The 14611-nt window shown below is 63.4% G+C and carries 11 protein-coding genes; 7 read left to right on the forward strand and 4 right to left on the reverse strand.

Features of this window, described 5'->3' with window-relative positions; translation table 11 throughout:
* Position 1 precedes the first annotated feature (1 nt).
* Complete coding sequence (locus EY713_RS00315) at positions 2–208, reverse strand: heavy-metal-associated domain-containing protein (protein WP_131113042.1); 207 nt, start codon at positions 206–208, stop codon at positions 2–4.
* A 232-nt stretch (positions 209–440) separates the two neighbouring features.
* Between EY713_RS00315 and EY713_RS00320 the strand changes: the two genes are divergently transcribed.
* Together EY713_RS00320 and cueR are read left to right on the forward strand one after the other, a co-directional pair.
* Entirely contained in the window at positions 441–2729 is a 2289-nt protein-coding gene (locus EY713_RS00320; RefSeq protein ID WP_210215292.1) for a heavy metal translocating P-type ATPase, read from the forward strand.
* Positions 2726–3172, forward strand: coding sequence for a Cu(I)-responsive transcriptional regulator (cueR, locus tag EY713_RS00325; protein ID WP_131113044.1), 447 nt, complete (start codon positions 2726–2728; stop codon positions 3170–3172). The genes EY713_RS00320 and cueR overlap by 4 nt, the downstream gene beginning before the upstream one ends.
* Before the next feature lie 24 nt (positions 3173–3196).
* Here the strand turns inward: cueR and EY713_RS00330 are convergent, their stop codons facing one another.
* Positions 3197–3457 carry a hypothetical protein gene (locus tag EY713_RS00330; protein ID WP_131113045.1) on the reverse strand — a complete coding sequence of 87 codons (261 nt, stop codon included), beginning with the start codon at positions 3455–3457 and terminating at the stop codon, positions 3197–3199.
* Positions 3458–3703: 246 nt separating this feature from the next.
* Here EY713_RS00330 and EY713_RS00335 point away from each other — a divergent pair, with 246 nt between their 5' ends.
* The 3 genes from EY713_RS00335 to EY713_RS00345 are packed head-to-tail and all read left to right on the forward strand — an operon-like array spanning position 3704 to position 7428.
* Entirely contained in the window at positions 3704–5200 is a 1497-nt protein-coding gene (locus EY713_RS00335) for a sugar ABC transporter ATP-binding protein (protein ID WP_131119065.1), read from the forward strand.
* Between the two features lie 15 nt (positions 5201–5215).
* On the forward strand, positions 5216–6310 hold the full coding sequence (locus tag EY713_RS00340; RefSeq protein WP_131113046.1) for an ABC transporter permease: 1095 nt from the start codon (positions 5216–5218) through the stop codon (positions 6308–6310).
* A complete protein-coding gene (locus EY713_RS00345; protein ID WP_131113047.1) occupies positions 6307–7428 on the forward strand; it encodes an ABC transporter substrate-binding protein in 1122 nt (373 codons plus the stop codon). Before EY713_RS00340 ends, EY713_RS00345 begins: the two co-directional genes overlap by 4 nt.
* Here the strand turns inward: EY713_RS00345 and EY713_RS00350 are convergent.
* Both EY713_RS00350 and EY713_RS22605 read right to left on the reverse strand, forming a co-directional pair.
* A complete protein-coding gene (locus tag EY713_RS00350; RefSeq protein WP_131113048.1) occupies positions 7421–8824 on the reverse strand; it encodes an MFS transporter in 1404 nt (467 codons plus the stop codon). The genes EY713_RS00345 and EY713_RS00350 overlap by 8 nt on opposite strands.
* 112 nt (positions 8825–8936) lie before the next feature.
* Positions 8937–9083, reverse strand: a complete 147-nt coding sequence (locus tag EY713_RS22605) for a hypothetical protein (protein WP_165490977.1) — start codon at positions 9081–9083, stop codon at positions 8937–8939.
* A gap of 937 nt (positions 9084–10020) precedes the next feature.
* Between EY713_RS22605 and bcsA the strand changes: the two genes are divergently transcribed.
* Positions 10021–12198, forward strand: a complete 2178-nt coding sequence (gene bcsA, locus EY713_RS00355) for a UDP-forming cellulose synthase catalytic subunit (RefSeq protein WP_131119067.1) — start codon at positions 10021–10023, stop codon at positions 12196–12198.
* Between the two features lie 91 nt (positions 12199–12289).
* A complete protein-coding gene (locus EY713_RS00360; RefSeq protein WP_131113049.1) occupies positions 12290–14593 on the forward strand; it encodes a cellulose biosynthesis cyclic di-GMP-binding regulatory protein BcsB in 2304 nt (767 codons plus the stop codon).
* Positions 14594–14611 lie beyond the last annotated feature (18 nt).

Consider the following 14611-nt stretch of genomic DNA (forward strand, 5'->3'; position numbering starts at 1 on the left):
TCTAATGGCCGGCCGGGCTTGCGACGGTGTAACCCGCCGCCTCGATCGCGGCCGTGATGTCGGCGGGGGGCCGGTCCGTCTCGATCGAAACGATGTGGCTCGATAGGTCGACGACCACGACGGCAGCGGAATCGGTGGCTTTGACGGCCCGCTCGATCGTCGAGACGCAATGATCGCAGCTCATGTCGGGTACGTTCAGCGTCAGCATTGTGGCTCCTGGGTGTTGCGCGCCATCCAGGCACGTGTGGCCTCGATGGTGCGGGGTGCTCAGGGTGGAGAGTCAAGAGGCTCGATCAATCAGGACAACCGAGCCACCCCTTGACCTTCCCATCATGGGAAGCACCATATGGAGCGTGTCGGACACCCTCGCTTCTTGCGGGCGACGGATCGAAGGCCGAGCCATCGGCCGATCAGCCCATGTCCGACACGAAAGGACGCTCATGCGCCTTGCCATCGATGGAATGAGTTGCGCCTCCTGTGTCGGGCGCGTCCAGAAGGCCCTTGCGGCGACGCCAGGGGTTGCATCAGCCGCGGTCAATCTCGCGACCGAGCAGGCTGAGATAACCTTTGTGGCTGATCCTGATCCCGCAGCGCTGCTGGCGGCCGTTAAGCGTGCCGGATATGACGCCCGCGTGCTCGCATCGGGCGAGACGGATGACGTTGGGGAGACCACTCGCAAGGCGGAGCGCGAGGCGCTCGGGCGCCGGCTCGCTATCGCGATCGCCCTCACGCTTCCGGTTTTTCTGGTCGAAATGGGGTCGCATCTGTTCCCGGCGTTTCACCGGTGGATCATGGCAACAATGGGCGACTGGAACTGGCGCATCCAGTTCGTGTTGATCACGGCGCTTTTGGCCGGGCCCGGCCGACATTTCTTCCGCACCGGCCTGTCGGCCTTGCTGCGCGGCGCGCCTGACATGAACGCGCTGGTGGCGATCGGCGCCGGGGCCGCCTGGGCCTTTTCGACGGTTGCGACCTTTGCGCCGGGAGCGCTGCCGGCCGGAACCGCCCATGTCTATTTCGAGGCCGCGGGCGTTATCGTCACGCTGATCCTGCTTGGCCGCTCTCTCGAAGCCCGCGCCAAGGGGCAAACCGGCACCGCCATCCGGAAATTGGTGGGGCTGCAGGTCAAGACCGCGCATGTCATGCGGAACGGCATCGCCACCGATGTCGCAATCGCGGACGTGCGGGTCGGCGATATCGTGATGGTCCGCCCCGGCGAGCGCCTTCCGGTCGATGGCGAGGTCGTTGAAGGCTCGTCCTCGATCGATCAATCCGCCATCACGGGTGAACCCACCCTGGTCCGGAAACGCGTCGGCGATGCGGTGGTTGGCGGCACGATCAACAAGGCCGGATCGCTCACGTTCCGTGTCACCCATGTCGGTCGCGATACCGTTCTGGCCGGCATCGTCCGCATGGTGCAGAACGCGCAGGGATCACGGCTGCCGATCGAGGCGACGGTGGATCGCGTGACCGCCTGGTTCGTGCCCGCCGTGCTCGTCGCCGCGCTCGTGACCTTCGCGATCTGGATGGTGGTCGGCCCGGCTCCTGCCCTGCCGCTGGCGCTCGTCAACGCCGTCGCGGTGCTGATCATCGCCTGCCCATGCGCCATGGGCCTTGCCACCCCGACCTCCATCACGGTGGCGATCGGCCGAGCGGCCGGATTGGGCGTGCTGTTCCGCCGTGGCGACGTGCTGCAAACGTTGCGCGACGTCACGATCGTGGCGTTCGACAAGACTGGAACGCTGACGGTCGGGCGATCGACGCTGACCGACCTGACGGTTGCGCCGGGGTTCGAGGAGAATGACGTGCTGACGCTCGCGGCATCCGTGGAAGCCCGGTCCGAACATGCGACGGCAGGCGCGGTCGTGGCAGCCGCCGTCGACCGGCATCTCGCCCTGGAGCCTGTCGAGGATTTCGAAGTCGCGACGGGCGCGGGCGTGTCGGCGATCTGCCGTGGCCACCGCATCGACATTGGTTCGGCTCGCCACATGATCGCGCTCGGGATCGAGACCGGAAGCTTTGCAACGGCGGCAGAACGGCTCAGCCGGAACGGTCGATCACCCCTGTTCTTCGCGATCGATGGGCGCGGCGCGGCGGTCGGCGCGATTGCCGACGAGATCAAGCCGACCTCAGCGGCGGCGGTGTCGGCGCTGCAGACCTTGGGTCTCGAGGTCGTGATGATCACGGGCGACAATCGCCAGACCGCCGAGGCCGTCGGGGGTTGGCTCGGCCTTGCGCGCGTGGTGGCCGAGGTCCTCCCGGCCGGCAAGGTGGACGCCATTGCGGCGATGAAACGCGACGGCGGTCGCGTCTGCTTCGTCGGAGACGGCATCAATGACGCGCCCGCCCTCGCCACGGCGGATGTCGGGATCGCGATCGGAACCGGAACCGATATCGCGATCGAGAGCGCCGATATCGTGTTGATGTCCGGCAATCTGCAGGGGGTCGTCAACGCGATCGCGCTGTCCAAGGCCACGATGACGAACATCCACCAGAATCTCTTCTGGGCGTTCGCCTATAATATCGTGCTGATCCCGATCGCGGCCGGTGCGCTCTACGGAATCGATGGAACCTTGCTGTCACCCATGCTGGCGGCCGGCGCGATGGCGATGTCGAGCCTCTTCGTGCTCGGGAATGCGCTGCGGCTTCGGCGGTTCAAGCCACCGGTGCCAAAGCCAGCGACCGCGTCGGCGCAACAGCGGGCAGTGCAGGAAAGGAGCCTCGCATGAATATCGGAGAAGCCTCCAAAGCATCCGGCGTGTCGGCCAAGATGATCCGGTACTATGAGTCGATCGGTCTCATTCCAGGCATCATGCGAACGCATGCGGGTTATCGGGTCTATGGCGAGAGCGACGTTCATACGCTTCGGTTCATTCGTCGATCGCGCGATCTTGGATTTTCAGTCCCGGATATGACGCGGCTGCTGAAGCTGTGGAGCGACGGCTCCCGCGCCAGTTCCGACGTCAAGCAGATCGCGCTTCAGCACATCGCGACGATCGAGGCCAAAATGCGCGAGCTGCAGGAGATGGCCGACACGTTGCGCCATCTGGCAGACCATTGCCATGGCGATGACCGCCCAAACTGCCCGATCATCGACGGGCTCGCGGCGGGTTTGACGTCGCCGCCCCGCCCAACGACCCCGCGTCGTCGGGCGGAGCATCGCGGTGTTTAAACCGCGGTGGCGTGTTTCGATCTCTTAGTGGTGGCGGTGATGGCGGTGGTGGCGCATGGGCTTCATGCCGCGCGACCCCGTTGTACTCGTGCCGACGCCTGACCCGCTCATCCCCTTAGCGACCGCACCTGGGACGCCTGTGCCGCTGCCGGGCGCACCCGAACCACCCTGTTCCGCGCCACCGCCCGATCCGCCGCCCGAGGCGGGCTGCTGAGCCATGAGCGGCGTTGCCACGAAGAGAAGGCCGATCGAAGCGGCACCGAGTATTGTCGCGAAAGATTTCATTCAATTATCCTTTGATTGCCTTCGTCCTGCCTCGCCAGACGGCAAGCCAGAGCAGCGGTGGGGGCTAACGCAACACATCGATCTTCGTTGCCTGCTCGCACCGCGCGCGATGACGCATCGTCGCTGCGAACGCGGCTTGACAGGCCTTCCGGGCTAGCTTCCACTCAGGTTTGCCGGACGCAAAGATCCTGGCGCAAGCACAAGCCGACAGGCTTGCGCGGGAGGTCAGCCTTGGTCGCAAGCACGATGCTGCGGTTCGACAACGTCATGAAAGCGTTTGGGGGAACCCAAGCGCTGAAGGGCGTGAGCTTCGGCGTCGGTCGCGGCGAGATCGTGGCGCTGCTCGGCGAGAACGGCGCCGGTAAATCGACCCTCATCAAGATTTTGGGCGGCATCTACAAGGCCGATGCGGGTGGCATCAGCATCGGCGATCAACCCTATGCCCATCGTCCCGCTGCGCGGGGCGGTCGCCAGCCGGTCGCCTTCATTCATCAGGATCTCGGCCTCATCGAATGGATGACCGTGTCCGAAAATGTGGGTCTTGCGCAAGGCTACGCGCGCCGAACGGGGTTCGCGCGCTTCGGCGCGATCGATTGGGCCGCGAGCGGGCGCGTCGCGCAGCGCGCCCTGGCTCTGGTCGGATGCGATATCGACCCCGAGCGCCGGGTTCAAAGCCTCAGCCGCACCGAGAAATCTCTGGTTGCGATTGCCCGGGCGCTGGTGAGCGATTGCGACTTCCTCGTGCTCGATGAACCGACCGCCAGCCTTCCGGCCGATGAGGTCGAGCGCTTGTTCGCCGCGATCCGGAGCCTTCGCGCCCGCGGCGTCGGCATGATCTACGTGTCGCACCGGCTGGATGAGATCTTCCGGGTTGCCGACCGGGTGGTGGTGATGCGCGATGGTCGCCTCGTCGGCGAAAAGTCGGTCGCCGAAACCGATCCCGACGACCTCGTGCGGCTGATCGTCGGACGCTCCACCTTCGATGCCTTCGATAAAGGCGCCTTCCGGGCCGGCACAGCGCGGGTCACCGTCTCGAATCTCTCGACCGACGCCGCCGGCCCCGTCGATTTCGACATTCGCGAAGGCGAATTGCTCGGCCTCGTCGGCTTACGCGGCGCGGGTCAGGAAGAAGTCGGACGCGCCTTGTTCGGCGCCCTTCCGCATCGCGGACGCGTCACGATCGATGGCGGCCTTGTGGACCTCACCTCCCCCCGCAGTGCCCTACGGCACGGCGTCGGGTTGATGGCGCGTGACCGAACGGAAGAATCAGTCGCGCCGTCGCTGAGCGTCCGCGAGAACGCGTTTTTGAACCCGAGCGCTTGCCAGCGCAGCCTGCTGTCCATCCTGTCGCCCCGCGCCGAGGCGGCCCGTGCCCTCGATCTTGGCCGCAGCGTCGACCTTCGGCCCAATAGCCCGGAATTGCCGATCGAGCGTTTGTCCGGCGGCAATCAGCAGAAGGTCGTGGTAGGCCGCTGGCTGGCAACCGCCCGTAAGCTCCTGATCGCCGAGGATCCGACCGCCGGTGTCGATGTCGGGGCCAAGGCAGAAATCTATCGCCTCATCGCGCGCGCCTTGGGCGAGGGCCTCGCCGTTGTGGTGGTGTCGACCGACTTCGAGGAAGTCGCCCATATCTGCCACCGCGCCCTGGTGTTCAACCGGGGGCGGATCATCGCCGAACTGGCAGGGCCTGCCCTGACCATGGAGGCGGTGGTGCTTAGCGCCTCCGCGTCCGAAGCCGCATGAGCGAAGGGACCCCGGATGGCGCTTAACTCGGTCAAATCGAATGCGCTCGAGCCGACGCGCTTCGAGCTCGACCAACTCTCACCGATGGGCCGAGTGGTTCGCCTGTTGCCGGTCTATGGGTTGGTGATTCTCGCGGTCGTCCTGGCCGTGTTCTTCTCGTTGATTCTGCCGTCGACGTTCCCGACGCTCCTTAATCTCCGCTCGATCGTCTCCGACAAAGCCATCATCGCGATTCTGTCGCTTGCCGTGATGATCCCGATGGTGACCGGCAAAATCGATCTCACGGTCGGCTACGGCATCGTGCTGTGGCACATTCTCGCGATCAGCCTGCAGGTCTGGTTCGGCGTGCCCTGGCCGCTCGCCGCCATCATCGTGCTGCTGCTCGGGGCGGCCGTGGGTTTTCTTAACGGCGTCCTGGTCGAAGTCGCGCAGATCGATAGTTTTATCGCAACACTCGGCACCGGCACGGTGCTCTATGCCATCGCGATGTGGCATTCGAAGGGGCGCCAGATCATCGGGACACTGCCGGAGGGGTTCTTTACGCTCAACGGCGCGCGGTTTCTGGGCTTGCCCATCACCGGCTTCTACGTTCTCGCGCTGGCCGTGGTGCTCTGGTTCGTGCTCGAATATCTGCCGATCGGCCGGTATTTCTATGCCATCGGGGCCAACCCCAAGGCGGCGGCCCTCAACGGCATCCCGGTCCGGCGCTATACGATCGCGGCTTTCGTCACCTCCGGCACGCTGACGGCGGCCGCCGGCGTCATCCTGGCCTCGAAACTCCGGATCGGCCAGGCGAGCGTCGGGCTCGAATTTCTGCTGCCGGCGCTGGTCGGCGCCTTCCTCGGCTCGACCACGATCAAACCGGGCCGCGTCAATGTCTGGGGCACGCTGATTGGCGTCGCGATCCTGGCGATCGGCATTTCCGGCATTCAGCAGCTCGGCGGCTCCTTCTGGGTCGAGCCGATGTTCAACGGATTGACGTTGCTGGTGGCGATCGGGATCGCCGGCTACGCTCAACGCAAACGCGGCGCGGCCGCAAGTCCACCCAAAGCGGTGGTCCTGCGCGACCCACAAGCCGTGCCAACACCACGGGAGGACACACAACCATGACCAGACACCTGTTTCGACGCGGCGCAGCTTTGCTGGCCGGCACCGCATTTTTGACCGGCTTGGCCTTGAGCGCGGCGCAAGCCGATGCTCTCGTCGATGCCGCCAAGGCGAAAGTCGCTGCCGCAACGCAAAAAGCCGGCAAGTGGGACGGCCCGACGACGGGCCCGAAGGCCGCGACCGGCAAGACCATCATCTATGTCGCCGGCGATCTCAAAAACGGAGGCACCGAAGGTGTGTCACGTGGCGTCGACGAAGCCGCCAAAGCGATCGGCTGGACCCTGCGGATCATCGACGGCCAGGGCGAAATCTCCGGTCGCACGGCGGCGCTCAACCAAGCCATGGCGCTCAAGCCCGACGGCATCATCGTGGGCGGCTTCGACGCCATCGAGCAAAATGCCGCGCTCGGTGCCGTGAAAGATGCCGGTATTCCGTTTGTCGGCTGGCACGCGACGGTGGCGCCCGGCCCGGACCCGAAGACCGGCATGTTTGCCAACGTGAATACCAGGATCGCCGACGTGGCCGAGACAGCGGCCGATCTCGCGATCGCGGATTCGGACGGCAAGGCCGGCGTCGTGATCTTCGGCGACTCGCAATATGAGATGGCGATCACCAAAGCCCGCATGATGGAGGCCGCCATGAAGAAATGCAGCGGCTGCACCGTGCTGACGCTCGAAGACGCGCCGATGAGCGAAGCCTCGACCCGTATGCCGCAGCTCACCACCTCGCTGCTGCAGCGCTTCGGCGACAAGTGGACTTATTCGCTCGCGGTGAACGACCTCTATTACGACTTCATGGGACCTGCGCTTGGGGCCGCCGGCAAGTCGGGAACCGACACGCCCAAGAACATTTCGGCGGGAGACGGGTCCGAGTCGGCGTTCCAGCGCATCCGGTCGAAGCAATATCAGATCGCCACGGTGCCGGAGCCGTTGCACGAACAGGGCTGGCAGCTCGTGGATGAACTGAACCGTGCCTTCGCCAAGCAGCCTTGGTCCGGCTATGTCTCGGGCATTCATCTCGTGACCGCCGACAACATCGGCTTCGACGGCGGCCCCGACAACGTCTACGACCCGGCCAACGGCTATCGCGACGTCTATAAGTCGATCTGGAACGTCAAGTAACGGTCGCAACCGATTCGACGGCTTTCGCGGCGGGTCGCTCGATCCGCAAACAACTGACGATCGCGGCCGCCAGCGCCATGGCGGCCGCGACACCAAGCCCGATCCGAGGCGCGTTGGCGGCGAAGAGCGAAAATAGGATCGCCATGATGACCGCGCCAGACGTCTGGCCGAACTGCCGCGCGGTCGCCTGCATGCCGCCCGCCGCGCCGCTCCGCGCTTTCGGGGCCGAAAGCAACATGTTGCGATTATTCGGAGTCTGAAAGAAGCCGAACCCGAGCCCACCGATCACCATGAAGGCGATCAGAGGCGCGATGCTTGACGAAAGCGGCCATACCGCTGCCAGGGTCAAGCCGACCGCCATGCAGGCGGCCCCCAGCGCACAAAGGATCGCGGTGGAGACACGATCCGACAAGCGGCCGGCCAAAGGAGCCGCGATCGCCACCGTGAGCGGCCAAGGCGTCATATAAAGCCCGCTCATGAAAGGATCGAACCCGAGCCCATGCTGCAGATAAAAGGGGAGCGCCACGAAGGACAGCATCTGCGCGCCAAACATACAGACCGACGAAATGACCGAGTAGCGGAACGTCCCGCCGCGCAAGAGATCGAGCGGGATGAGGGGCGCGACCTGCCTCGTCTCGCGCCGCACCAGCATCATGAGGCTGACCGCCGCGACCGCCAGCAGCAGACCCGCGATCAACGGCCGGCTCAGCAGCCAGTCGGCACCAATGACGAGCGGGGCCAGAAACGCGATGTTGAGCCCGACGCTGATGAGATCGACGCGACGACCATGCGCCTCCGTGATCGGCAGCGCCCGCGCCGCAACCAAGACGATCAGACCGAGCGGAATGTTGATGGCGAAGAGCCAAGGCCAGCTCGCCAGAGAGAGAATGCCGGCCCCGAGCGTCGGGCCCGCGGCCGAGGATAGGCCCACCACAAGGGCGTTCATGCCGATGGCGCTGCCGAGCAGGCGATACGGAAAGGTGAACCGCAGCAAGGCCGCGATCATAGACATGATAGCGGCTGATCCCAGGCCCTGCAGAACACGCGAGGCGATAAGGATGGGGAGATTGGGAGAGAACGCACAGCAGGCGGATGCCAGCGTGAAGAGCAGCACGCCCCCGATGAAAACGCGTCGAAAGCCGATGCTTTCGCCCAAAGCCGCAAAGGGCAAAAGCGCGGCAACCAAGGCGACCTGATAGCCGGTGACGATCCACACGGATGCCGCCGCCGAGACCTGCAGCGTGGTCGCGATGGTCGGCAGCGCCACATTGGCGATGGCGCCGTCGAGAACCGCGAGAACAATCGCGGTCAGGATCGCGAAGGTCGCAACGTAACGTTGTGGCGTGGGGAGCCCGTCCGTGGGGATGGCGGCTTGGGGTGCGGACGGAGCATGCATGGACGACGTTGTAGAGCAAGACGCACGGGGATCAACCGGTTCCGTCTTGCCACGGTCGACCCCAATTCCGCGTCACAAACTCAGGGTCGAGACATCGCTCGACGGCTGCCGCTCAATGCCGTTTGTGGCGCCGGTGTTGCTCCCAAAGAGCGCCGGCACCGTCGCCGCCATAGATACAGATCAAGACGACCAGCGGGACTGCGGCAAAGACCATCAGCAAAGCATTGAATGAAGTCATCGAGACCGACATCATGGTCATGTCCTCCGATCCACACCGTGTTGTTCCGGCGCGTGACCTCCTAATATTACTCCTAACTCTATTCTGGCCGATATCACATTTGTGTGAAGTCGTACCGCCTCAGAATGTGGCCGCGACCCTGAACAGATCACGCAGATCCCGACCACGCGAGGGAGGCCATAATTCTGTTTCAGACCGGCCATCGCTTGTTGAGCGACTTGCCATCTCGGGCCGCCGAAATCACTCCGGATCGCAGTGATCGCGTCTTTGACGGCATCTGGATCGTCGTATGAAACTCGGTACGCGTGATCCGCGCCAAGGTGGAGAGATGCTTCCGCGTCGGCTTGATCGACGATGATCACCGCTTCGCTATAGGCGGCTATCAAACTCTTGGTAAACGGCTTGAACCCATCGAACCCGTGACGGTGTCGGAGCGCAAAGTGGCAAGCGCCTTTTTAAGTCTGATCTCTAGTAACGTAAGATCGGCTTTCTGACGCTAACGGTTCAGATAAGCGTCGATGACATCCAAGTAATGATCCCAGATATCTGATCCAATCGGCGCAGACTGGTCCCAGATTTCCCGATATGTGCTGAACATCCCGCCCCCGCCGGTTCCAGCCGGTCCCATCATCGGCACCGATTCTGCTCTCGCGTCGATATCAGCGCACCGGGTTAGCGGAAAGGCAGGCGGGCTTTTCCCACGTCACTCCCATTCTTTTAGGCCGGAGCAGTCTCTTGCCTCACAAGCACCACAAACTTTTGAGTAATGAGTTAATAAAAAATTAATATTACGAAACGGCACATGATAAAAAGTTGAATCAAATATTGACGAATCAGCCGTTCGCTCCCCTTTTATCGTCACCAGCAGCAAGGCGGTTACGGCGTCTCTGAGTTAGGAAGCTAGCCTGACAACATTGACGGCTGCCTTAACAGCAGAGAATTAGCCATGATCAAAACAATGACTTTTCTCATCTGGGGCATCGCCGCTGTTGTCACATTCGTCGCGGCTGGATTACCCCTCGGGGTCGAAGCACAGATCGCACTTGCGTGCTCGGCTTTGGTCGTCATGGTTGCGATCAAGCTCCTGAAGCTTTCGGGTGCCTGGCGTCCAGTGTTCCTGGCACTCGGGACGTTCGTGGTCTTGCGTTATGTGCTCTGGCGCTTGACCAGCACGGTGCCCTCGATCGACTCGCCGTTGGATTTCACCGCAGGAATGATCCTGGTCTGCGCGGAATGCTACTGCGTCACTATGCTGTTTCTCAGTCTCTTCACGGTTGCTGACCCGATCGACCGCCCCAAGGCGCCGCAATTGAGCGCGGCCGACGCTCCTGTCGTCGACGTCTTCGTGCCGTCCTATAACGAGAGCATCGACATCGTGGCGCCGACCCTCGCGGCGGCCAAGCGAATGACCTACCCGGCCGGCAAGCTCAACGTCTTCCTGCTCGACGACGGCGGTACCGAAGAGAAGGTGCAATCTGACAATCCCGGCATTGCCGCGAAAGCCCAGGCCCGCCGCGAAAGCATGCAGGCGCTCTGCCGCGAGCTCGGGGTCACCTATCTGACCCGCGATCATAATTCGCATGCGAAGGCCGGCAATCTCAACAACGGCTTGGCCCATAGCGACGGCGAGATCGTCGCTGTGTTTGACGCTGATCACGTGCCCGCAGTCGATTTCCTGACCGAGACGGTCGGGTTCTTCAGCACGGACGACAAGCTGTTTCTGGTGCAGACACCACATTTCTTCCTCAACAAGGATCCGATCGAGAAGAACATCTCGGCGGCCCACATGCCATCCGAAAACGAGATGTTTTACGGCATGGTCCAGAAGGGCCTCGACAAGTGGAACGCGGCGTTCTTCTGCGGTTCGGCAGCGCTATTGCGCCGGCAGGCTCTCGAACAAGTGGGTGGTTTCCAGGGATCCTCGATCACCGAGGATGCCGAAAGCGCGCTCGAACTGCACTCGCGCGGCTGGAACAGTCTCTATGTTGAAAAGCCGCTCGTGGCCGGCCTGCAGCCCGAGACGTTCGACGCCTTCATCACCCAGCGGTCGCGTTGGTGCCGCGGCATGGTGCAGATCATGCTGCTGAAAAACCCACTGTTCAAGAGCGGCCTTAGCTTGCCGCAGCGGCTCTGTTATCTATCGAGCAGCATGTTCTGGCTGTTCCCACTGTCCCGCATGGTCTTTATCTTTGCGCCAATGCTCTACATCTTCTTCGGCATGAAGATCTATATCGCGAATGGGCAGGAATTCTTGGCCTATACGCTGACCTACATGCTCGCCGCGCTCATGATTCAAAGCTATGTCTTCGGCCAGTTCCGTTGGCCATGGGCGTCCGACATCTATGAATATATTCAATCCGTCATGCTATTCCGCGCCGTCATCAGCGTCTTCATCAACCCGCGTCGTCCCAAATTCGACGTGACCGCCAAAGGACAGACGCTGGACGAAAGCCGCCTATCGGGCCTCGCCACACCTTATTTCGTCATCTTCTTCCTCGTGTTGGCCAGCATGATCGTGCTCGGCTTCCGATTTGCCAATGAGCCGAACACCCGCGACCTCATCACCGTGGTGGGCGTGTGGAGCGCCCTGAACCTGTTCCTGACCGGCATCTCGCTGGGCGCCGTCTGCGAGCTGCAGGAACGTCGCAGCGTTCCCCGCGTCAGCAGCAATCTCAAGGCAAGTCTCGTGTTCGGAACCGAGATTCTGCCGGTCGTGATCGAGGATATGTCCTTCGGTGGCCTGCGGGTGCGTCTGCTCGGAACCGCTCAGCTGCCGCCTCGCACCCCCGGCATTCTCCGCATCGTGAGCGGCGATGCACTTGGGACCGTACTCGAAACACCCGTGACGAGCGTCGGTCGCCGCTCCTTCGACGAGGGGCGGGGCGCCGGCCTCAAATTCTACGGCGTCAATGCGGATCGCTTCAAGATCATCGCCAAGGTCGTGTTCGCCGACATCACGCCGGTCCACCAAGGGCGGGTCGATAATTACAAACAGGTCGGCGTGCTTCGTGGCACCGCCATCATCGTGACCTGGTGGTTCGCCCAGACCACGCGCGGCCTCTATTACGCCGTGTTCCGTCGCGGCCAAGTCAGCGCCGGCCGAACCGACGCCTCGACCGAGACGACCACGAGCTGAGCCTCGATCCGATCCGCCGCCGAAGCATCCGCCCTTTAAGCGGGTGCCTCGAAGCCCCTGCACCCTGATCTCCCGTTCGAGAGCCGCCACCATGCTGGTCCCGTCGCCCCCCCTTCTGTCGACCCTGCTTCGTTCAACTGCCTTCGCGGCCTCCGTCCTCCTGGCGCTTGCCGGGCCGACGCAAGCGCAGTCGGCGGCTCAATTCCTGACAATCGGCAAACCGGGCACTCCGAGCGTCGATCAGGCCAATGCAGTCATCAAGCACCTGCCCGCCGGCCGCCTCGAACTCATGTTCAATGGCGAGAATACCACCAAGACCTGGCAGATCTCCCTTGGCCGCCTCGAAGCCGCCCGTACCCAAACGTTTCAACTGGCCTTGCTCAATGCGGTGTCGCTGCTGCCCGAGCGCTCGACCGTGAAACTGTCGATTAACGGCGTCACCTTGGCCACGATCCCGGCCTCGTCGCATGAAGAGGTCACCGCCTTTCCGGTGAAGATCCCGAACGGCCTCTTGGTGCCGGGCCTCAACACCGTTCAGGTCAGCGTGGCGCTGACCCATCGCGTCGATTGCTCGGTCAAGGCCACATACGAGCTCTGGGCCTCGCTTGATCCGGCCAAAACCGGGTTCATCGTGCCGAAGGACGCGGCTTTTTCGGTGCGCTCGCTCGGCGATCTCGCAGCCGAACCGCTCGCCGATGACGGCACGACGCGCATCCACATGCGCCTGCCCCAGGGCGCCGGTGAGGCCAGCATCGGCCAAGCCGGGCGCTTCATCGGTGCGATCGTCCGTCACGCCGGCCTTGCTCGCCCGATCGTCGACAGCGGCCCCGACCTTGGTCGCGGACCGGGCTTTGACGTCTTGATCAACAAGGGCGCGCTGCAGGACGACAGCATCAAAGCGCTGCATCTGCTGGCGCGTGACGAGACCCTGACGATCGGCCGCGACCCGGCGACCAACCGTCTCGTGCTGGTGCTATCGGGCAACGACGATGCCGACATCGAACGGCAGATCGACAGCCTTGGCAGGAGCGGGCTTGGATCGGTGGCGCGCAGCGGCGGATCCGTCATCAACAGTGGCAGCCGCCGCAGCTTCGCCGAACTCGGCTTCGCGACCGAGAATTTCGCCGGCCGTCATTACATGTCGAGCCTCGACATCACGCTGCCGTCCGACTTCTACCCGGCCAACGACCGGGCCCGCCTGCTGCTCGATGGCGCGCATTCGGGCGCCCTCGACGACAACAGCGCGCTCGTGTTCCGTGTCAACGGCACCCTGGTCTCGACCATGCCGCTGGCTGGCGGAAAACCCGAACGGCTGCAGCATGCCATCGTGGAACTGCCGTTACGGTTCTTCCACCCGGGCCACAACGAAATCGCGATCGAGGGCATGACCAGTTCGCCGCTCGACCAGCAATGCGACCATTCCACCATGTCGCATGACCCACGCCTGATGATCGCCGGATCGTCCGAGCTCGAATTTCCCGACTTCGCGCGGCTCGTGACCCTGCCGCAGATTCCCTCCGCGCTCTCGTCAAGGACGGTCGCGGACGGTCAGCACCTGAACCTCTACCTCCCGAACGCGGATAGCGGCTCAGTCGGCGCCGGGCTCACCCTGTTGGCCAATATGGCAGCGAGCCGGATCGACGTCGGATCTCCTGCCGTGCACGTCGGCTCCGTCGCGAGCAGCGATGCGCCTGGCATCGTGATCGGCACCCCCGATCAACTGCCCGAGACCCTCGCCTCCGGCTTGCACGATATCGCGAAGCCAGCCTCGAACGAACTGCCTGTGGTGGCCGAAACAGGCGAGGCGCGCAGGGCCGAGCCGAACCCGATGAGCACCGACATGCCGCTCGATGCAGCCGCAACGGACAACAGCGTCATGGTCAAGTCCGGCGTCCAAGCGGTCGTGAACGGGGCGGAGCAACTTCTGCGAAGCCGGGGGTTCTTCTTCTCGGGCAATCAGAGCCGGTTCGATCGGCTGCCCGCCACCAGCACCACGATGCTGATCGCCGCTATCGCGCCCGATGTCGGGTCTGCGTCGATCGGGGGTCTCGAACTCCCGCATTTCACGCGGAACCCGTCTCAATGGTTGGTCGTGACCGCACCGACGGCCGACCTGTACCAAAACGGGATCGCCCATCTCGTCGCCAACGGGCAATGGTCTGATCTCGCAGGCCAAGCCATCAGCCTCAACGTCAAGACCGACGCGCTGCAATCGATCCAACCCGCCCGAGTCACCTATGTGATGCCCGAGCGGCTGGTCCTGTCCGACATTCGACCAATTTTCGGCGGCGTCTTGTCGAACAACATCATGCTGAGCATCGCGCTTCTCATGCTGCTCATGACGATCCTCGGCGTTTCGACCCACATCCTCATTCGCCGCACGGGATCGAAGTAACGCCACACCGCGTCTCGA

Origin of the sequence: Lichenihabitans psoromatis, assembly GCF_004323635.1 — a bacterium.
Lineage (GTDB): Bacteria > Pseudomonadota > Alphaproteobacteria > Rhizobiales > Beijerinckiaceae > Lichenihabitans > Lichenihabitans psoromatis.

Coding starts and splice junctions, on each gene's coding strand:
- EY713_RS00315 (WP_131113042.1), bottom strand. CDS start 208: ATGCTGACGCTGAACGTACCCGACATGAGCTGCGATCATTGCGTCTCG.
- EY713_RS00320 (WP_210215292.1), top strand. CDS start 441: ATGCGCCTTGCCATCGATGGAATGAGTTGCGCCTCCTGTGTCGGGCGC.
- cueR (WP_131113044.1), top strand. CDS start 2,726: ATGAATATCGGAGAAGCCTCCAAAGCATCCGGCGTGTCGGCCAAGATG.
- EY713_RS00330 (WP_131113045.1), bottom strand. CDS start 3,457: ATGAAATCTTTCGCGACAATACTCGGTGCCGCTTCGATCGGCCTTCTC.
- EY713_RS00335 (WP_131119065.1), top strand. CDS start 3,704: ATGCTGCGGTTCGACAACGTCATGAAAGCGTTTGGGGGAACCCAAGCG.
- EY713_RS00340 (WP_131113046.1), top strand. CDS start 5,216: ATGGCGCTTAACTCGGTCAAATCGAATGCGCTCGAGCCGACGCGCTTC.
- EY713_RS00345 (WP_131113047.1), top strand. CDS start 6,307: ATGACCAGACACCTGTTTCGACGCGGCGCAGCTTTGCTGGCCGGCACC.
- EY713_RS00350 (WP_131113048.1), bottom strand. CDS start 8,824: ATGCATGCTCCGTCCGCACCCCAAGCCGCCATCCCCACGGACGGGCTC.
- EY713_RS22605 (WP_165490977.1), bottom strand. CDS start 9,083: ATGACCATGATGTCGGTCTCGATGACTTCATTCAATGCTTTGCTGATG.
- bcsA (WP_131119067.1), top strand. CDS start 10,021: ATGACTTTTCTCATCTGGGGCATCGCCGCTGTTGTCACATTCGTCGCG.
- EY713_RS00360 (WP_131113049.1), top strand. CDS start 12,290: ATGCTGGTCCCGTCGCCCCCCCTTCTGTCGACCCTGCTTCGTTCAACT.